A 19,979-nucleotide genomic window follows, 5' to 3' on the forward strand; every position below is an offset into this window, starting at 1 on the left:
AAATATGTATATACAAGTTACACTAATCTCACATCATGTATATACAAGTTTGACCGGGAAGATGTATTTGCTGCAATGTTTTATTTTTTGCATGAAATGAAAACGGTCACAGGTAGGGGGAATTCACTATGGCGGATAAATATCGTCAATCTGCCGAAGACATAGTAAAAGCTGTCGGAGGCAAAGAAAATATTGCTTCAGCAACGCATTGTGTCACCAGGCTGCGTTTTGCTTTGCAAGATGAAGGAAAGGTAGATAAAGCTGCTTTAGAAAATATAGACTTGGTTAAAGGTTCATTCTCGGCCAACGGTCAATTCCAGGTAGTGATCGGACAAGGGACTGTTGACAAGGTGTATGGAGAAATGGTTGAGGCCGCTGGTTTAGGCACAGCCTCAAAGGAAGAGACCAAGGCAGCAGCTGAGAAAAATCTTAATCCTCTGCAGCGTGCAATAAAGACGCTTGCCGATATTTTTATTCCGATCCTTCCAGCTATCGTTACTGCTGGTTTATTAATGGGTATCAATAATATTCTTACAGGACCTGGCATCTTTTTCGACGATAAATCCGTTGTAGACGTCTATACTCAATGGAAAGACTTTGCCGGAATCATAAACCTGATTGCAAATACAGCGTTTACATTCCTGCCGGCTCTTATTGGCTGGTCAGCCGTAAACCGTTTTGGCGGAAGCCCGCTGCTGGGTATTGTTTTAGGTTTGATCCTTGTGCATCCGGAGCTTTTGAATGCATGGGGTTATGCCGACGCCAAAGCAAAAGGAGAAATTCCTTATTGGAACTTATTTGGTTTCCACGTTGAGAAAATCGGTTACCAAGGACAAGTATTGCCTATCCTTGCCGCATCATATTTGCTGGCTAAAATCGAAACATTCTTGAGAAAACGGGTACCAGATGCTATTCAGTTACTAGTTGTTGCCCCTTTAGCTCTATTAATAACAGGATTCCTTGCATTTATCGCCATCGGACCTATTACGTTCGCAATTGGTAATGCCGTTACTTCATTATTTACCGGCATCTTTGATAACGTCCCTATAATCGGCGGACTCATCTATGGAGCATTATATGCACCATTGGTTATTACTGGTATGCATCATACATTCCTTGCGGTCGACTTCCAGCTGATCGGATCCATTGGAGGAACATTCCTATGGCCAATTGTTGCCCTTTCTAATATTGCACAGGGCTCATCTGCACTTGCTATGCTGTTTGCATCAAGAGATGAAAAGGTAAAAGGCTTGTCCCTTTCTTCCGCAGTATCGGCATATTTGGGAATCACTGAACCAGCCATGTTTGGGGTAAACCTGCCGAATAGATTTCCGTTCTTTTCTGCTATGATTGGTTCTGCTTTGGCGGCAATCTTTATTACAATGAATAAAGTAATGGCACCTTCCATCGGTGTCGGGGGACTGCCTGCAATCTTCTCGATTGTACCTGAAAAATGGGGACCGTTCGCAATTGGAATGGTAATTGCAATTGTTGTTCCGTTCGTGCTTACTTTCATTGCAGCTAGAACAAGGAAACAAAAAACAAACGCATAATAAAGGACATTACCATTGGCAAAGACGGTCTGTTATAGTCTTCTTTGCCGATGGTTTCACTTTTTTATAAAAATTACTTGAATGGATTGTTGATTGCTATACAAGAGTTAGAGATCGTCGGCTAAAACTGCCACAAGAGCAAGGCCAGCTAAGAGCGCCACGTCCTGTGGCAACGCTGCCAGACCTCACCTCCTGTGAGGCCTGACAACGCTGACTGACCAAACGTGGTGTGGGGCCTGGCAATGTCGATATTAGCACATACCTGTGCGTCATAATTACATCATTAAAAAGTATTGAATTAGGCGGTGTTACCATGAAGGAATGGTGGAGAAAGTCAACGGTTTATCAAATTTATCCGAAGAGCTTTAATGATACTACAGGCAACGGTACCGGGGATATAAATGGAATCATTGAAAAGCTGGATTATCTAAAGGAGCTTGGGGTTGATGTCATTTGGCTGACACCGGTTTACAAATCCCCCCAGCGAGACAATGGGTATGACATCAGTGATTACTATTCGATCCAGGAAGAGTATGGAACGATGGAGGACTTTAAACGATTGCTTAATGAAGCACATGACAGGGGGATAAAAATCATCATGGACCTGGTGGTTAACCATACCTCGACAGAGCATGAATGGTTCAAGCAGGCAAGCTCCTCAAAGGATAATCCTTATCGGGATTATTATGTTTGGAAGGACGCAGCTGATGGAGCGGAACCGAATAATTGGATTTCAAAATTCGGCGGATCGGCATGGCGTCTGGATGAAACATCTGGACAATATTATTTGCATCTATTCGATGTATCGCAGGCAGACTTAAACTGGGAAAACGAAAAGGTTCGCAAAGAGGTGTATGACATGATGCACTTCTGGTTTGAACAAGGTATTGATGGTTTCCGCCTGGATGTTATTAACCTGATTTCCAAAGACCAGGACTTCCCGAATGATAATGGAGAAATTCCTCCTGGTGATGGAAGAAGATTTTATACAGATGGCCCTCGGGTGCACGAGTTCCTTCGTGAAATGAATAAAGAGGTTTTGTCCAAGTATGATACGATGACAGTCGGTGAAATGTCATCGACGACCATCAAGGACTGTATAAGATACACTAATCCTGAAAGCGAAGAACTAAGCATGGCCTTTAACTTTCACCATTTGAAGGTAGATTATCCTAACGGACAGAAATGGGCGATTGGTGAATTTGATTTCCTTGCTTTGAAGGATATCCTGTCAACATGGCAGGTTGAAATGCAAAAGGGCGGAGGCTGGAATGCTTTATTCTGGAATAACCATGATCAGCCACGTAGCGTCACCCGCTACGGAAATGATGAGCAATATCACAAAGAATCCGCTAAAATGCTTGCGACGGCGATTCATATGATGCAGGGTACTCCGTATGTATATCAAGGTGAAGAATTCGGGATGACCAATCCTAAGTTTGACAGCATCATTCATTACCGTGATGTCGAAACATTGAACTATTATCAAATCATGAAGGATCTGGGGAAACCAGAACAGGAAATCATGGAGATCATAAAACAGAAGTCACGTGATAATTCCCGTACCCCTGTTCAATGGAATGCAAGCGAAAATGCAGGCTTCACTACTGGGAATCCTTGGATCAGCGTTGCTTCCAACTATGAAAAAATCAATGCGGAGAACGCCCTGAAAGATAAAGATTCCATCTTTTATCATTATAAGAAGCTTATCGCCCTGAGGAAGGAATATGACATTATCACCTACGGCGATTATGAACTATTGGATCGCGACCACAGCGAATTATTCATATATAAAAGGGAATACAATGGTGAAATTCTTTTGTCAGTTAATAACTTTTACGGAAAAGAGGCTGTTTTCGCTCTTCCAGAAGGAATCAATCTTGAGCAGTATGAAATTCAGCCATTGATAGCAAATTACGCTGATATACCTGAGATTAGCGAGCAAGTACGATTCCGGCCTTATGAATCAGTTGTTTATCTTCTGAAAAGGAAGTAATCTATTAGAGTCTGCTGCTTGCCACGAAAAGGATAACTAAATTTTTGTATTGGTATACTAATGTATGAATTTGTACCGCCAAAGCCCGGGTTCATGAATTTTGCACCCGGGCTTTTTTTTTACAGTAATCTCCAAGAAGCAGAAGTTGAATGATCTATAAATATTGTTCTTCCTAAACTTTACTTGTAAGTGATACACTTGGAATGGTGATATAAGTGAATAATAAATATATGAAAATATATGAACAAATTGCTGAACAAATTCTTGATGGGAAATTGAAGACAGGTTGCCTGTTGCCCTCAGAAAATGAATTGACCACTCAATACCAGACTTCCAGGGAAACCATCCGTAAAGCTTTGAAAATGCTTTCAGAGGAAGGTTATATCCACAAGGTGAGGGGAAAAGGCTCCATAGTGCTGGATGTAAAAAAATACGATTTTCCTGTTTCAGGGCTGACAAGCTTTAAAGAATTGACACAAAAAATGGGGAAGCGTGCCAAAACGCATGTTGTTTATTTCGGACAAAGGAGTCCGGATGAATTTGTGGCAGAACAGCTGGAACTGAAATCAAATGAAATGGTTTGGGAAGTTCAGCGAGTGCGGGAAATTGATGGGGAAAACATCATTCTTGATAAGGATTATCTTGCTGAAAAGTATGTGGACGCGCTGAATGAAACAGTCTGTAAAAATTCCATATATGAATACCTGGAAGGAGAATTGGGACTTTCCATCAGCTTCGCAAAAAAAGTAATCACTGTTGAGGAACCATCTGAAGAAGATCATAGGCTCCTTGATATTGACGGTTTTCATAATATGGTGGTCGTCAAAAACTATGTTTATCTCGATGATGCAAGCCTGTTTCAATATACTGAATCCCGGCACCGTCCGGACAAGTTCCGTTTTGTCGATTTTGCCCGGAGAAAGTAGTTATAAAGCTGTATGTTACATTGGATAATTTATGTGTGCTCTGTTACAATGCAAAAAGCTCCTTCCATACGAAGGAGCTTTTTGGCTTACTTGTACACAGAAAAATACTTGTTTACCCCGATGAATATACCTCTGGAAACGTTTCTTTGATAGGTGATTGTTGCAATCTTTTTTTCTTCCGTCGGATTTGATAAGAATCCAAGTTCGAGCAATACAGAAGGACGGCTGTTTTCACGAAGTACGTAGAAATTTCCGTACCTCACACCCATATCCTTCATTCCGGTTTCCTTGACCATGCCCTCCTGGATATACTTAGCCAGTTCCTGGTCCTTAGATGAGTCGTAATAAAAAGACATAACCCCGCTTGCAGTAGAGCCAGCTGAATTATAATGGATGCTGATGAAGGCATCGGCATTATATTTTTCACTAACGTCCACGCGTTCCTGAAGGCTTAAGTATCGATCGTCTTCACGTGTCAAAATGACGGTGGCCCCAGCCTGGCGGAAAAGGATTGCCAGTTCCTTAACAGTCCTGAGATTCAGTTCTTTTTCCAAATGGGTTGATCCGCTGGCACCGCCGTCGACACCCCCATGGCCCGGATCAAGTACAATGACCTTTCCTTTAATCCTGACCTTCGTGATATAAGAAGAGGAGACCCAGCCCCTTAAACCTTTGCTTGGAACATATACCTTCAGCCAGCCAATACCCTGCTGCTCGACATTTACAAATGTACCTTTAGGCAGCGTAGCGATAATGGTACTTGTCGTGCTGGCAGATTTTCTTAGATTGAGAGCTGAAGCACTTACATAGCCTTTCCATGTAATATGGGATAAATACTGTGATGCTACCCACCCAGTTCGGGATCCATAGGTAATCTTCGACCAGCCATTTTGCTCCTGGGCAACATTTACGATCTGGCCCTTCTTTAATTGATAGATGACGGAGTAACCGGTACTTGGACCAGAACGCATATTCAATACGTCCACACTCACTTTTTTCTGGATTGTCGCGGCTTCGGTTGACCGAGGCATTATGGAGAGTACAAGCATCAGGACAGCAGCCACAACGACAAGTTGGTACTTATTTTTCAATTTCTTTTTCCCCACCTTTTCAAATGTCTAAGTTGTCGAAGACAACACATGTTTCTTATCATAAGTGACCAATTATGGAAAAGGCAGGGGATTAAGAACTAATAAAGAAATGGTACAATTTAGTATATTATTTTAGTTTTCTCATGAATTGGGACTTATAGGATACGCAATTTAAGATGAAGTTTAAAATTGTTAAGACAATGCATCTGAGGTAATGCCACCATCGTCCTGAGAGAATTACAAATTGTACAAACGAGAAAATGAGAGACTATGAAAAGTAACAAAAATTATTTCGTCCAATTTATTTCAAAGCTACTGCAATCATTCGTAATAATAAATCCTTATTGTAATGTATAAATTAAATAGAATTTTCTTATCAAAAAGCTTGAAATACAATTAATCTATAAAACGTAGGGAGGATTGTGGAATGAGTTTTATGTTTGAATCTATCCATCACATTCAGCTTGCAGCTCCTAAAGGATCAGAAGAAGCGGCAAGGAAGTTTTTTGGGGGAATTCTAGGTTTCAAAGAAATTGAAAAACCAGATTTGCTAAAAGCTCGAGGCGGAGTATGGTTCGGGTTTGGTGCATATCAAATTCACATAGGCATTGAAGAACCGTTTTCTCCTGTAAAAAAAGCTCATCCAGGATTTTCAGTTAAAAATTTAGAGAGTTTGAAGCTTCACTTAAAGCATCATGATATACCATTTATTGAAGATGATAAGTTGCCTGGAACTAACCGGATCTATGTCAGCGATCCGTTCGGAAATAGAATGGAGATTCTGGAATGGATTTGATAAAGTCTCGTAAAAAATGAGCTAATGTGTGACGGTTTTCATAAGATATGTCGAAATTAGCAACTCCTATTGGGGGAAAAGGAAATCTTTTCACGTTAATTTTCCTCTACAGCGGGTATGTATAGATTAGAAACACAATACCTTTGATAGGAGGAGATTTACATGGATAACATGGATAAACGAGTTGTAGGAGTTTATGATACTGGAGAAGAAGCGATTCAAGCAGTAGAGGATCTTAAAGCTCAAGGCTATCATAGGGACGATATTTCTGTAGTAGCAAAAGACCGCGATGAAGTGGATGCAGTCAATGAAGAGACAGGCACTAAAACGGAAGAAGGTCTGGCTGCGGGAGCAGCAACCGGCGGTATTCTTGGTGGAGCCGCAGGACTGTTAGCCGGTGTAGGTGCGCTGGCCATTCCTGGAATAGGTCCAATTCTTGCGGCAGGACCAATTGCGGCAACTCTGACAGGCGCAGCGGTAGGAGCAGGAACTGGCGGTCTGGCTGGAGCTTTAATAGGTATGGGTATCCCTGAGGATGAGGCAGAACGCTATGAAGATGACGTCAAAGCAGGCAAGCTGCTTGTGCTAGTTGACCCTGATGCACGAAGAACTGTCGCAGGAGATACGAATTTTACCACAGCTGATGATGGTTTTATCGATACAGACCGAAGCGGCACAGGCGCAGGTATGGTCAGCGATACGCTTAACCGGCGTGACAATGTAGTAAATCCCGACAATCCTTATCCGCGTTCGAATGATAATTTAAGAAGATTATAATAAAAATGGCTGCCAATAATGGCAGCCGTTTTAATTTACATATAGGAAAAATCAGTACCGCGAACACAGTACACTAAGAAAAAACGGGCCAAGGTCCTAGACTGAGAATTAAATCAATTAGGGTAAATATAGGCCAATGCCTTAAAAATCTAAAGATTTGATGTGAAATTTTTCATTCCTGTACACAAACACTTACTGTTAGGCTTTAGGAAGGTTTGAAAGTTGATATGTTCATAGACCGAACAGAAGTTTATGATCGATTTTTAAACTTTTATGCGCGGGATACGTAATTTTGTGAGCGAAATTCTAAATTTATGCTCGACTTGGAGATTTTATGCTCGAATTACATCATTTATGCTCGAACTGCTTATAGTTAAAGCCCCTATATAAAACAGTTAAGGCGGCAGGGGAAAAATACGGCTTTGACATGCAATGGAAGTTTGCATGTGCAGCATGACATCTTTATAAAAGGGAGCACCTTATCAGTGCTCCCAAACAATTCCCGCTTCTAAATTTATGCCTGCTGTGCGTGCACTGGAAGGTCAGCCATTTGTACCAAGACTTTTTCTGCCTGTACCCGGCCGGAGAAGAAGACCGCTCCTCCGCCCATATCCGAAATCCGGTCCGGGGTTAGGGCATTCACAAGCTGTTTGGCCCCTGGACGGTCTGCCCATAAGCCTTGGCTGACAAGAACACCCTGCAGAACATTATCACCTACTGCTGCTTTCAGCTCACATTCACCACGTCCATTCCAGATCCGAACCATATCCCCATCCTGGACTCCTAACTTCAGAGCATCATCGCTGTTCATATGGAGTTTCGGTTCTTTTTCTAATGACACATGCTTGTCATTATTGGAAAAAGTCGAATTCAGGAAATTGTGGTTGGGCGCCGGGATGAATAGGAAAGGCAGGTCGCTGTCTGTTTCAATCTCTCTATAAGTAGGAAGAGGATCATATCCATCCCTAAGCATTCTTTCGGAATACAATTCGATTTTCCCACTTGGTGTAGGCAATTTTCCAGGAAAAATCGGCTTTGCCTTTGCTTTCACAAATTGATTTTCCAACAGACTCTCATACGTGATGCCTTCCAGATAAGGATTCGAAGGATTATCAAGTGCCTGTCTAATCATGTCTTCATCTGAGTCTTTAAAGGCTTGTTCAGCGAAGCCCATGCCTTCAGCCAGAAGCCTGAACACGTCAGCATTCGACTTTGCTTCTTCAAATGGCTGGGTGACAGGAAGCTGAATTTGCATGTAATGATGCCAGTACGACGCAAAAAAATCCGTCGTCTCAAAGGACGAGGTCGCAGGCAAGACGATGTCGGCATATTGTGCCGTCTCTGTAAGGAAAAGGTCATGGACAACGGTAAACAAATCGTCCCTCATTAAACCCTCGCGCACTTTATTAGCGTTCGGTGCGATTACAGCAGGATTGGAACTGTATACAAACAGAGAACGGACAGGTTTTTCTTCATCCATAAGGGCTTTTCCTAAAGCATTCATATTTATGACTCTCGTATTCTTATTCTTTAGAAGGTCCGGCCGCTGGAGGGCTGCTGCATTATGGGCAAGGAATGCACTATTTCCTTTCATGGCCCCGCCGCCTTCTACAAGCCATTGTCCGGTTAAGGCCGGCAGGCACGCAATGGTCCTGATACACATGCCGCCGTTATCATGATGCTGCAATCCATTTCCAATCCTGATCATGGATGGTGACGTCTGGGCATACATCCTCGCGAGCTTATAAATATCTTCAGCTGGTACTCCTGTTATTTTTGATACACTATCCGGGGCGTATTGCTTCACATGCTCTCTTAAGTCTTCGGCTCCCACCGTATAATTCTTTAAAAATTCTTCGTCTGTTAAGCTTTCGGCAAACAGGATATGCATGATGCCAAGTGCAAGGGCAGCATCAGTTCCAGGCAAAACTGGAATGAACCAGTCCGCCCACCTGCCAGTTTGATTTTTGTGAACATCGATTACGACAATCTTGGCTCCATTTTTTCGGGCCTGCTGAGCGATTGCGACTTGATGCATATTTGTGCTTACTGCATTTACTCCCCAGAAAATGAACAGCTTCGTGTGAATGGTAGCTTCGGGATCTGTTCCAAGCGCTGCTCCCATCGTATATTTATAACCCGTGGTTCCTGCGGCATTGCAGATCGTGCGCTCAAGCTGGCTTGCACCTAGCCGGTAAAAGAAACGGCGGTCCATTCCTTCAGCACTCAGATTGCCCATATTGCCATAAAAACTGTACGGCAATATACTTTCCGGACCGTGCTGTTCAATCAATTCGTTCCAATTAGCAGTGATTGTATCGATCGCTTCTTTCCAGCTGATTCTCTCAAAAGAACCGCTTCCTTTAGGTCCAACACGTTTTAGCGGATATTTCAGCCTTTTCGGATCATTTATTCGTGCAGTCATATTCCTGACTTTATTACAAATATTACCTTTTGTGACCGGATGGGAGGGATCGCCCTCTACCTTGATGATTTTTCCATCCTTTTTATGCAAGAGAAGGCCGCACTGGTCTGGACAATCCAACGAACAAACAGATTGAAAAATGCCATCTGGCTGATCGATATATGATTTCATCTTTTTTGGCTCCTTGTTATATGGATACAGCTCGTCTGTTAGCTGTAATTTACATGAATTTTATAAAAGTTACATTAAATAATAGAATAATTGAAGGAAACTATCAATACATGAGTTCTTCCAAATGCATTTTCCATAACTGGCGCAATAATCCGTACCGTATCTGTAAACCATTATAATAAAGAGAATTACAATATGATTGGGTAGTGGCAGTTTCATAAGCGTTTCGAATTATTTCGTAAGCATTGCTTTGGCATTAAGATATAAAGGCATTCAGTTCCTCCAATGCCTATTGGAGATGAAACTGCAATAGCATGACATATTAAAAAAGTTAACTTATGTCGTTTTTTTTGCTAATGTAGACAGAAGCATAATTTTTTTAACGAAAATTTTTTTGAATATCGAGGGGGCACTATATGGAACAAGGTGTTTTTATATCTATTGCCATTTATATGATTGGTATGCTGGCAATTGGGTACGTGGCGTACCGCCGTACGGCGAACCTTTCCGATTATATGCTGGGAGGCAGGGATCTGGGGCCGGCTGTAACAGCCTTGAGTGCCGGGGCCTCTGACATGAGCGGCTGGCTCTTGATGGGCTTGCCTGGAGCTATGTATCTTACTGGGTTAAGCAGCGGCTGGATTGTTGTCGGATTAACAGCAGGGGCTTATCTGAACTGGCTTTATGTAGCGCCAAGACTAAGGACTTACACGGAAGTGGCCAATGATTCAATTACGATCCCGGATTTCTTGGAGAATCGCTTCAAGGATGGTTCACGAATATTGCGCATTTCATCTGCACTTGTCATCCTTGTTTTCTTCACTTTTTATACTTCTTCGGGAATGGTCTCAGGCGGCCAGTTATTCGAAACAGCTTTTAATATGAATTATTCAACGGGCATCTGGATTACAGCAAGTGTAGTCATTCTTTATACATTATTTGGCGGATTCCTGGCTGTCAGCTGGACTGATTTTGTCCAGGGCACCATCATGTTTATCGCTCTGATCACGGTACCGGCAGTAACTGTCATGGATATAGGGGGTCTCGACCGGACTTTAGATGAGATTTCCTCGATCAATCCCGATCTATTAAAGGCATTTAATGGAGAGGCCACCATCATTGGGATTATCTCCTTGCTTGCCTGGGGTCTTGGATATTTCGGACAGCCCCATATCATCGTGCGTTTTATGGCTATCTCTTCGGTTAAAGAAATGAAGAGCGCAAGGCGGATCGGAATGGGATGGATGATTTTTTCAATCGTAGGTGCCATGATCACAGGACTTTTCGGGATTGCGTGGTTTAATATCAACGGGCCGGCATTGGCGGAAGGGCAACATGAAACCGTATTTATTGTGCTTGCTGAGAAACTGTTTCCATCCTTAATAACAGGATTCCTTCTGGCTGCAATCCTTGCTGCCGTTATGAGCACAATCGCCTCACAGCTTCTGGTGACATCCAGTTCATTAACAGAGGATTTTTATAAGGCATTTATCAGACGCTCTGCTTCCGACAGGGAATTAGTGCTTGTTGGACGTTTCGCTGTACTCGCTGTGTCCATGATTGCACTCCTGCTTGCCCTGCATCCTAATAAAACCATACTCGATCTAGTGGGATATGCCTGGGCCGGTTTCGGAGCCGCGTTCGGACCTGTCATATTGCTGAGCCTCTTTTGGATACGTATGAACAAGTGGGGAGCTTTAGCAGGAATGGTCTTTGGGGCAGTAACCGTCATTGTATGGGAGCAGGTAGAAAAGCTCGATAAAGTATACGAAATTATTCCCGGTTTCATCGCCGGAGTGATCGCTATTATCATTGTCAGCCTGGTTACCGCAAAACCGGTGCCTTCTATCGAGGCTGAATTTAAGGAAGCGGTCGAGCGTTTACCTTAAAAAAATCATCCCCGTTTTGCCAGGGGATGATTTTTTTTGTGGAGGGTTTTGTTTAATTTTTATGGATATGCTAGAAAAGTAATCATGCATATAAGGATATATTCGGAATCAAATATTTGATTTATTTTTTCTTAAGGTATGTGCCTCTATGGTAACATGATAGAATAAAGGGATTGCTAGAAAAGAAAACCGAAGTTATTTAAAGGAGACATTATGGCTGATACACCACAAATATTATCTGAATTGAAACCGTTTATTAAATCATCCTGGGAAAAGTCCGGATTTGAGAATCCCACTCCTATTCAGCTGAATGCAATCCCGGCTATTTTAGAAGGCAGGGATATAATTGCTGAGTCACCGACAGGTACGGGGAAAACATTGGCATATTTACTGCCCCTCCTTGAAAAAATCAATCCAGATCAAAAATCCGTTCAGGCCGTTATCCTGGCATCCTCACGTGAACTGGTTATGCAAATTGCGGAAGAGGTTCGCGTCTGGGCCGCAGGAAGCGGAATTACTGCAGCAGCCTTTATTGGCGGGGCAAACGTCAACAGGCAGCTTGAAAAGTTGAAAAAGCGTCCCCAAATAGTGGCAGGCACCCCTGGAAGAATTAATGAATTAATTAATATGAAAAAGCTGAAGATGCATGAGGTTAAGATTATTGTACTGGATGAAGGCGATCAGCTCATGGTTCCGGAGCACATGAACACGGTCCGCAGCATTGTGAAGAGTACAAAGAAGGATAGACAGGTTGTCATGTTTTCGGCGACACTTCCACCCCATACAGAGCAGGCTGTGCAGGAGATTGTGTCAGAGCCCGAGCTAATCAGAATAGATAGAAAAGAAAATGTGAATGATAAGGTCGACCATATTTATTTTGTTTGTGAGAAAAGGGATAAAATCAAGGTTCTTGAAAAAATTATCAGACTTCCGGAAATAAAAGCGCTGGGTTTTGTCAATGATATTGCGGAATTAACAATACTAAGCGAAAAACTTCAATATAAAGGTACTGAATTTGGAGTATTGCATGGTGAGTCAGATAAAGTACAGCGTGAAAAGGCTATAAAGAATTTGCGTTCGGGCCAATATCCCATCCTGCTTGCGACTGATGTAGCGGCCAGAGGACTGGATATAAAAGGATTGACGGCAGTAGTACATATTGATCTGCCTATCAACTCAGAGCAATATGTCCATAGATCAGGCCGGACTGGAAGGGCAGGCGCTTCTGGCACCGTTATATCTATTGTCAACCAAAGAGAAGAAAAGGATTTAAAGCGACTTGCGCGAGACCTTGACCTTGAAGTGAAACGGAAAGAGTTTTACAAAGGTGAAATAGTGGATGAACGATAATGGGGACCTTTCTTAGGTCCTCTTCTTTGTATATGAGTAAAAAATGCCGGGTTCCGCAATAAGTTAGTGAACATTTTTAAGAATACCAGGATAACTAATAAAATCTGCCATACAGAAACTAAAAAGCCAGGAAGAATTCCTTTCCTTCCTATTTCATATTTGTATCCATTAAGGAAACATTGAAAACGCTTACACTTTTTGGGTTTCCTGCGTATTATAATAGAAATAGAAAAATGCCAGGAGGGGAATCATGGATAAAAGGTATGAACACATGGAAACTGCTGTCATTCATGAGGGATATGATTCAAAGCATCATCTGGGCAGTTTGGCCACTCCAATCTTTCAGACTTCAACATTTACATTCGAAACAGCGGAACAGGGAGAAAATCGATTTGCCGGGAAAGAGGATGGCTATATCTATTCCCGTCTCGGAAATCCGACTGTCCGAGCTCTTGAAGAACGAATTGCGCACCTCGAAGGAGGGGAAGCCGGCCTAGCATTTAGTTCAGGGATGGCTGCTGTTTCCGCTGTATTGATATCATTGACAAAAGCAAATGATCACATCCTATGCTCGCCTGGATTATATGGCTGCACGTTTGGCTTTCTGCAGATGTTGAGAGAGAAATATAAAATTTCCCACGATTTCTGTGAAATGAGTAATGAACAGCAGATCCGGGAGATGATCCGTCCTGAGACAGCCTGTATCTATGTGGAAACTCCGATCAACCCTACCATGAAAATGATCGATCTTGCTTTAGTGGCCAGAGTTGCGAAGGAAAATAACATACCTGTTGTAGTAGATAATACTTTTGCCACACCGTATTTACAGAGACCATTAGAACTTGGCTGTGATATTGTGCTGCATAGTGCCACGAAATATATTTGCGGCCATGGCGATGTGATTGCCGGTCTGGTAGTTGGCAAAAAAGAATTTATATCCAGCATGGCCATGACTACCCAGAAGGATATTGGCGGAACTATTTCTCCTTTTGATGCGTGGCTTTTATTGAGAGGCCTTAAAACATTGCATGTCCGCATGGACCGCCATTCTGAAAATGCAGCAAAGATTTTTCAGGAGTTAAAACAACATCCGATGATTGAGGCCATATACTATCCGGGCGATATTGCGCATCCGGATTACCATATAACCGAAAAGCAGCTAAAGCAGGGCGGAGGGCTGATTTCATTCGAAATTAAGGGCAGCAAAGAAGATATCCAAAGGTTTTTAAACGAACTGAAGTTAATAAAAATAGCCGTAAGCCTCGGGGATGCTGAAACATTGATCCAGCATCCAGCAACAATGACCCACTCCGTCGTTCCGGAACCAGCCCGATGGAAAATGGGAATTACGAACCAGCTTGTACGGCTCTCCATTGGGTTAGAATCATGGCAAGATATTTGGGCAGACCTTGATCAGGCCATTTCGAAATTAACGGTGAAAAAAGTTTAATAAATAAAGAAATGTGATCCTGGTTCACATTACTTAATTTCAGCTTTAACAGGCTATTTTTTTGAAGATCACTTTATGTGAATATCACCTGTATATTTTCCGTCGTGGGAACGCTTGAATGCCAGTATGGCAGCTTTCCCGTCACTTGGGCTCCCATCTGAGAAATGCATCGGAAATAATGAAAAGAACAGCACATAAAAGGAAAAATAGTGAAATTGGGACCAAAATAAAGATGTTTGCAGAATACCGTTTTGTTGAAGTAAATATACAGCTAACATACTGGCAAGGTTAAATAGGGCACCTCCCAGATAAATGAAAATATTGGTAAACCGATTGTCATATTTTAAAGAAGTAAACTCACAGGAGCCGTTCCAAAAGTAATATTTTCTTATTTCGACTTTCCGAAAAGAAATGATTGTGCTTCCACAGCCAATAACGACGCTCCTTCGGCCACCTCCGAAGAGGGAAACGAAAAAAACATGTCCAATCAAATGGATGACTGTTACTAATGGGAATATCAGAAAAAAGGAGAAGAGAAATATAACGACATCAGCAGCTGTAATCAAGGCGAGCCCTCCTTAAATCTGATATATTTTGAATGGGACTCTATCCTGATACCCGCCATATTCGTAATATAACATCTTTTATTTTCCACCTAGTTTAGATAAAGGGTGAGAAATAACAACGGGTTTAGTTAAAAGTAAAAGTTCTCTGAATGTAGTGAGCTAAAAATTCACACCTTATATTTTTACTTTGATATAATTACTTGGAAGTGATAAAATCCAAACAATCGGACTTATTTTGCCGGTTTGATTTGTATGAGATTGGCTTGTTTGTGAGATAACTGTATATTTGTCCTTCGGGGTCGGGTGAAAGTCCCAGCCGGCGGTAAGGAGTGCAAAGCTTCGCAGCCCGCGAGCCGATAAAACGGCAGGATTTGGTGAAATTCCAAAGCCGACAGTACAGCCTGGATGGGAGAAGGACATATGGAACATATATATAAAGAGCCTATATTTGTATAGGCTTATTTGGATATATTTTTAAGACCATATTCTCCCGTAAACACAACCCGCCAGGACCATTGTCCAGCGGGTTTTTAGTATACATTGGAAGAAAACACATCCTGATAATGGAATTTTCCTTGGGCTATTTAAACATCTATGCCAGAGTGTTTTCTCTAAGAGGAGGCTGGTAGTCCGCTTTCAATTATATGTAATAACGGTTTCAATGATACATCAATGGACAAACGGGAACTATAAATTTATTAATTCATATTCCAACGTAAAAAGAAGTAAGGTGAAAATATGTTTACAGGAATCATTGAGGATATTGGGACTGTTTCTTCTATCAGCAGCAGCGGGCAAAGCATGCAGCTTACAATCAACAGTGAAAAAATCGTGGAAGATGTCCATTTGGGCGACAGTATTTCGGTTAACGGAGTATGTTTGACCGTGACGCATTTTACAAACCATGCTTTTACTGTGGATGTTATGCCTGAAACGGTTAAGGATACCTCGCTTAAGATGTTGAAATCAGGTTCTCCAGTGAATCTGGAGCGCGCCATGAGTCCATCTGGAAGGTTTGGCGGCCATTTTGTTTCAGGTCATATCGATGGTACAGGAACCATCGTCAAGAAAGAGCGGAAGGACAATGCTGTATATTACAGCATACAACTGGATGAGGATCTTATTAAATACTGTATACCAAAAGGTTCCATTGCTATAGATGGGACGAGCCTCACAATATTTCGTATTGAAGGCGGCACTGTTACAGTTTCACTTATTCCTTTGACCCATCAGGACACAGTTCTTGGCCGAAAAAATGCTGGGGATATTGTAAATATCGAAAATGACATGATAGGAAAGTATATTATCCATCAAGCGCAAGGGAAAACTCAAAACAGCAAGATAACCCTGGATTTCCTGACTGAGAATGGATTTTAAAAAAGGCGGGTGGAGACATGTTTAACACTATTGAAGAGGCATTAGAGGATTTAAAAGCTGGCAGGGCTGTCATTGTCGTGGATGATGAAGACAGGGAAAATGAAGGTGATTTTGTTGTCCTTGCCGAAAAGGCAACACCGGAAGCAATCAATTTTATGGCGACCCATGGGCGGGGCTTGATCTGTACCACCATTACTGAAGAGCTTGCTTCCAAATTAGATTTGCACCCTATGGTCGACAATAATACTGATAATCATAGTACGGCTTTTACGGTAAGTATCGATCATAGAAATACAACTACGGGCATCAGTGCATTCGAACGGTCGACTACGATCCTGGAATTATTAAATGATAAATCTGTGCCTTCCGATTTCAGAAGGCCTGGCCATATCTTTCCAATCGTCGCAAAAGAAGGAGGCGTTCTTAGGAGGGCTGGGCACACAGAAGCCTCTGTAGACCTTGCAATCCTGAGCGGTGCAGCCCCTGCCGGCGTAATATGTGAAATCATGAAAGAAGATGGCTCTATGGCCCGGGTACCGGATTTAATAGAAATTGCCAAAAAGCACGATCTAAAACTTATCACAATTGCCGAATTGATTCGTTTCCAACATAAGCATGAGACATTGGTAAAGAGGGAAGTCGAAACTGCATTTCCCACTCCTTTCGGTGAATTTAATTTGGTAGCTTACTCCAATCCGCTTGACAGCCGTGAACACCTTGCGTTAGTAAAAGGCAATTGGAGCTACGATGAGCCTGTGCTCGTCCGGGTCCATTCAGAATGCCTTACTGGAGATGTGTTTGGTTCGTATCATTGTGAGTGCGGTCCGCAGCTGCACGCAGCACTCTCCCAGATCGAGCAGGAGGGTAAGGGTGTCCTTGTCTATATGCGGCAGCAGAAACGGGGGCACAGTCTCCTGAATAAATTGAAGGCTGATAAAGAAGGGCAGGGCGTGGACAATTCCTACGAGAAGCCTGAATTTCCGGCGGAACTTCGCGATTATGGTTTGGGAGCACAAATACTAAGAGATCTTGGCGTCAGAAATATGCGGTTATTAACTAATAACCCCAAAAAAATTTCCGGGCTTACCGGCTACGGGTTGGAGATTATAGAAACTGTCCCTATTCAAATTCCATTTGAAAAGGAAGCTTCTGAAACAAAACATTCAAAGACGGGACATTTATTTTAGGAGGAAAACAACATGGGAAAAATTTTTGAAGGAAATTTAATAGGTACGGGTTTACGCGTTGGGATCGTAGTTGGAAGGTTCAATGAATTCATCACAAACAAGCTCCTCAGTGGCGCGCTCGACGGACTGAAGCGTCACGGTGTAGACGAGGATAATATTGATATAGCATGGACACCAGGCGCTTACGAGGTTCCAATGATCGCAAAGAAACTGGTTCAGACCGGAAATTATGACGCGGTGATAGGGCTGGGAACTGTGATCAGGGGAGCTACGACCCATTATGATTATGTTTCAGGTGAAACAGCGAAAAATATTGCATCTGTTTCACTGGAAACAGGAGTACCGGTCATCTTTGGTGTGCTGACAACAGAAAACATCGAACAAGCTATTGAAAGGGCAGGAACAAAGGCAGGAAATAAAGGCTATGAAGCTGCCGTATCGGCAATCGAAATGGCCAATCTTGGCAAGATGATTGGTTAAGAATAAGAATATCGTCAAACAGACATAGATATGTGCTGGATTGGCTTTCTGCTTAATTCATGTAAAACCATACTTAATTACAGTGTGTAGGACTCTATATCCATAGGATGTCAGCAATGGCACCATAAAATGAACCGCATGCACAAATACAAAAAGACTGTAGGCAAGCTCGATTTTATCGCGTTTGCCCACAGTCTAAAAATCCGGAGGGAATGCCCTGCCGGATTTTTTTATATTGCTCCAGATTGATGAAAGTCTTACTTTTTGTCCTGGAAGAATTACTTAATTAGCGGTACGATTGGATGGCCTGGTCCAAAGCACGAAATGCCTGGCCGAATGCCATGGAAGATGACACATCTCCCGCTATATCAAGTTGTCTTTGTGCATGATGGGCCTGTGTAATTGATGTGATAATATTTTCAATCATTTCCCGCTTTTCACCGGCTGTTTCTTTTGCCTCTTCTAAAGCCTCGATACATCTCGCTAAGTCGTCGGATTCAGGATGGTCATATGTATATTCCAGGATTTCCTTTGCATGCTCGAGAATTTGCTTCATAAATAGCTCCCTCTTTTCTCAATCGATAGTTTTTAAGGTTATTTTTGAACATCTTATCAGTGTTTATTCACTGGGCATTTCAGGACAATATATAGAGAGCGGATGAAAAAATAAATCAATATCATTTCTGACTGGAGTACCGGCAGGATAGGCTCCCGAGTGTATAAGGAGGATATATATGTATAAGCTTTTGTCACATAATGATTTAGACGGGGTAGGATGCGGAATTTTGGCAAAGATTGCCCTGGGGGACCAGACTGAAGTGTTTTATAATTCTATTTCAGGGCTGAACCATCAGGTTGAAGTGTTTCTTGAGCAAGAAAACAGAAATAATGTGACTCTCCTGATCACCGATTTGTCCGTAAGTGAAGATAATGAAAAGAGAATATCCAAATTTGTTGAGGGCGGAGGTGTGGCCAGGTTAATTGACCATCATAAGTCTGCTGAACATCTTAATCAGCACGAATGGGCCTCTGTGCAGGTTGAACATAGGGATGGAAACCTTGCGTCGGCAACTTCGCTGTTCTATGAGTTTTTGCTTGAAAATGAGTTTGTGGACCAGTCACAAATACTGGATGAATTTGTAGAACTTGTTCGTCAATACGATACCTGGGAGTGGGACCGGAACAATAATTTGAAAGCCAAGAACCTCAATGACTTGTTTTTTATGTACTCCATTGACGAGTTTGAGGAAAAAATGATGGCGAGGCTGACAACGCAAACTGAATTTGCTTTTGACGAAATCGAGAAAAAGCTGCTTGAAGTGGAAGAAGACAGAGTGGAAAGATATATCAGAAGAAAAAAACGTGAGGTATACCAGATGGAGATTGGAAATCAATTTGCCGGTGTGGTACATGCGGAATCCTATCATTCCGAGCTTGGCAATGAATTATCCAAGGAATTTCCCCATCTGGATTACATAGCAATCGTCATGGTCGGCAGTAAGCGCATTAGCCTCAGGACGATTCACGATGATGTGGATGTATCTGAAGTGGCTGCCAGATATGATGGAGGTGGCCATCAAAAGGCATCAGGATGCAACCTTACACCAGATGCATTTCTTGAATTCGTAGAAAAGACATTTCATTCTGAACCTCTAAAACGTGATGCATTCCGCAATAGATTCAATGAAAGGGAGTCGCCAAAAGGATGCTTATATCACGGCAAGCATGATGAGTTAATTTTTGTTTCTTATGTTGAAGGCTCCGGGTGGATGCTACGAATAAATGAAACGAAACAGGAACAGGTTTTTGAGAGCTTTGCTGAGGCAGAAAAATTCATTAAAAGAACTTATTATGCTTATTTAGTTCGAGATGATAAGTTTTTCAATTATCTTCTTACATTTTATAATCGGCATCAACAGTAAAAGAACCTGGCGTATTTGCCAGG

At 42.2% G+C, this 19,979-nt stretch carries 15 protein-coding genes and 1 riboswitch; of the genes, 12 read left to right on the top strand and 3 right to left on the bottom strand.

Annotated elements, in window-relative coordinates:
• Positions 1-128: 128 nt before the first annotated feature.
• The 3 genes from treP to treR all read left to right on the top strand — a co-directional run bounded on the left by treP (position 129) and on the right by treR (position 4,475).
• Positions 129-1,553: a PTS system trehalose-specific EIIBC component gene (treP, locus tag V1500_RS04075; RefSeq protein WP_409304328.1), complete on the top strand. Its 1,425-nt coding sequence runs from the start codon at positions 129-131 to the stop codon at positions 1,551-1,553.
• Positions 1,554-1,866: 313 nt separating this feature from the next.
• Positions 1,867-3,549 (top strand): alpha,alpha-phosphotrehalase, encoded by a 1,683-nt coding sequence (gene treC / locus V1500_RS04080; RefSeq protein ID WP_409304329.1) that lies wholly within the window; start codon positions 1,867-1,869, stop codon positions 3,547-3,549.
• Between the two features lie 215 nt (positions 3,550-3,764).
• Positions 3,765-4,475, top strand: coding sequence for a trehalose operon repressor (gene treR, locus V1500_RS04085; RefSeq protein ID WP_409304330.1), 711 nt, complete (start codon positions 3,765-3,767; stop codon positions 4,473-4,475).
• 86 nt (positions 4,476-4,561) lie between these two features.
• On the opposite strand, the gene V1500_RS04090 is transcribed toward treR, so the two are convergent.
• Positions 4,562-5,566: an N-acetylmuramoyl-L-alanine amidase gene (locus V1500_RS04090; protein WP_409304331.1), complete on the bottom strand. Its 1,005-nt coding sequence runs from the start codon at positions 5,564-5,566 to the stop codon at positions 4,562-4,564.
• 427 nt (positions 5,567-5,993) lie between these two features.
• Here V1500_RS04090 and V1500_RS04095 point away from each other — a divergent pair, with 427 nt between their 5' ends.
• A complete protein-coding gene (locus V1500_RS04095; protein ID WP_409304332.1) occupies positions 5,994-6,362 on the top strand; it encodes a VOC family protein in 369 nt (122 codons plus the stop codon).
• A 162-nt stretch (positions 6,363-6,524) separates the two neighbouring features.
• The gene (locus tag V1500_RS04100) at positions 6,525-7,139 is read left to right on the top strand and encodes a general stress protein (protein WP_409304333.1); all 615 of its coding nucleotides are present in this window, start codon (positions 6,525-6,527) and stop codon (positions 7,137-7,139) included.
• A 514-nt stretch (positions 7,140-7,653) separates the two neighbouring features.
• Here the strand turns inward: V1500_RS04100 and V1500_RS04105 are convergent.
• Positions 7,654-9,735 (bottom strand): molybdopterin oxidoreductase family protein, encoded by a 2,082-nt coding sequence (locus V1500_RS04105; protein ID WP_409304334.1) that lies wholly within the window; start codon positions 9,733-9,735, stop codon positions 7,654-7,656.
• A gap of 416 nt (positions 9,736-10,151) precedes the next feature.
• Between V1500_RS04105 and putP the strand changes: the two genes are divergently transcribed.
• The 6 genes from putP (at position 10,152) to ribE (V1500_RS04135) (ending at position 18,034) form a co-directional block, all read left to right on the top strand.
• On the top strand, positions 10,152-11,624 hold the full coding sequence (gene putP, locus V1500_RS04110; protein ID WP_409304335.1) for a sodium/proline symporter PutP: 1,473 nt from the start codon (positions 10,152-10,154) through the stop codon (positions 11,622-11,624).
• Positions 11,625-11,837: 213 nt separating this feature from the next.
• Positions 11,838-12,974 (top strand): DEAD/DEAH box helicase, encoded by a 1,137-nt coding sequence (locus V1500_RS04115; RefSeq protein ID WP_409304336.1) that lies wholly within the window; start codon positions 11,838-11,840, stop codon positions 12,972-12,974.
• 250 nt (positions 12,975-13,224) lie between these two features.
• Positions 13,225-14,424, top strand: a complete 1,200-nt coding sequence (gene megL, locus V1500_RS04120; protein ID WP_409304337.1) for a methionine gamma-lyase — start codon at positions 13,225-13,227, stop codon at positions 14,422-14,424.
• 851 nt (positions 14,425-15,275) lie between these two features.
• Positions 15,276-15,411, top strand: a riboswitch (FMN riboswitch).
• Positions 15,412-15,728: 317 nt separating this feature from the next.
• A complete protein-coding gene (gene ribE, locus V1500_RS04125; RefSeq protein ID WP_409304338.1) occupies positions 15,729-16,367 on the top strand; it encodes a riboflavin synthase in 639 nt (212 codons plus the stop codon).
• Between the two features lie 17 nt (positions 16,368-16,384).
• On the top strand, positions 16,385-17,554 hold the full coding sequence (ribB, locus tag V1500_RS04130; RefSeq protein WP_409304339.1) for a 3,4-dihydroxy-2-butanone-4-phosphate synthase: 1,170 nt from the start codon (positions 16,385-16,387) through the stop codon (positions 17,552-17,554).
• A 12-nt stretch (positions 17,555-17,566) separates the two neighbouring features.
• Positions 17,567-18,034, top strand: coding sequence for a 6,7-dimethyl-8-ribityllumazine synthase (gene ribE, locus V1500_RS04135; RefSeq protein WP_409304340.1), 468 nt, complete (start codon positions 17,567-17,569; stop codon positions 18,032-18,034).
• A 286-nt stretch (positions 18,035-18,320) separates the two neighbouring features.
• On the opposite strand, the gene V1500_RS04140 is transcribed toward ribE (V1500_RS04135), so the two are convergent.
• On the bottom strand, positions 18,321-18,590 hold the full coding sequence (locus V1500_RS04140; protein ID WP_409304341.1) for a hypothetical protein: 270 nt from the start codon (positions 18,588-18,590) through the stop codon (positions 18,321-18,323).
• Between the two features lie 178 nt (positions 18,591-18,768).
• Between V1500_RS04140 and V1500_RS04145 the strand changes: the two genes are divergently transcribed.
• Positions 18,769-19,956, top strand: a complete 1,188-nt coding sequence (locus V1500_RS04145) for a DHH family phosphoesterase (RefSeq protein ID WP_409304342.1) — start codon at positions 18,769-18,771, stop codon at positions 19,954-19,956.
• Positions 19,957-19,979 lie beyond the last annotated feature (23 nt).

Origin of the sequence: Peribacillus sedimenti (assembly GCF_046237635.1) — a bacterium.
GTDB lineage: Bacteria > Bacillota > Bacilli > Bacillales > DSM-1321 > Peribacillus > Peribacillus sedimenti.

What these genes read in the sequence shown, in the direction of transcription:
- treP (WP_409304328.1), top strand. Translation starts at nt 129, where the DNA reads ATGGCGGATAAATATCGTCAATCTGCCGAAGACATAGTAAAAGCTGTC.
- treC (WP_409304329.1), top strand. Translation starts at nt 1,867, where the DNA reads ATGAAGGAATGGTGGAGAAAGTCAACGGTTTATCAAATTTATCCGAAG.
- V1500_RS04095 (WP_409304332.1), top strand. Translation starts at nt 5,994, where the DNA reads ATGAGTTTTATGTTTGAATCTATCCATCACATTCAGCTTGCAGCTCCT.
- V1500_RS04100 (WP_409304333.1), top strand. Translation starts at nt 6,525, where the DNA reads ATGGATAACATGGATAAACGAGTTGTAGGAGTTTATGATACTGGAGAA.
- V1500_RS04105 (WP_409304334.1), bottom strand. Translation starts at nt 9,735, where the DNA reads ATGAAATCATATATCGATCAGCCAGATGGCATTTTTCAATCTGTTTGT.
- putP (WP_409304335.1), top strand. Translation starts at nt 10,152, where the DNA reads ATGGAACAAGGTGTTTTTATATCTATTGCCATTTATATGATTGGTATG.
- V1500_RS04115 (WP_409304336.1), top strand. Translation starts at nt 11,838, where the DNA reads ATGGCTGATACACCACAAATATTATCTGAATTGAAACCGTTTATTAAA.
- megL (WP_409304337.1), top strand. Translation starts at nt 13,225, where the DNA reads ATGGATAAAAGGTATGAACACATGGAAACTGCTGTCATTCATGAGGGA.
- ribE (WP_409304338.1), top strand. Translation starts at nt 15,729, where the DNA reads ATGTTTACAGGAATCATTGAGGATATTGGGACTGTTTCTTCTATCAGC.
- ribB (WP_409304339.1), top strand. Translation starts at nt 16,385, where the DNA reads ATGTTTAACACTATTGAAGAGGCATTAGAGGATTTAAAAGCTGGCAGG.
- ribE (WP_409304340.1), top strand. Translation starts at nt 17,567, where the DNA reads ATGGGAAAAATTTTTGAAGGAAATTTAATAGGTACGGGTTTACGCGTT.
- V1500_RS04140 (WP_409304341.1), bottom strand. Translation starts at nt 18,590, where the DNA reads ATGAAGCAAATTCTCGAGCATGCAAAGGAAATCCTGGAATATACATAT.
- V1500_RS04145 (WP_409304342.1), top strand. Translation starts at nt 18,769, where the DNA reads ATGTATAAGCTTTTGTCACATAATGATTTAGACGGGGTAGGATGCGGA.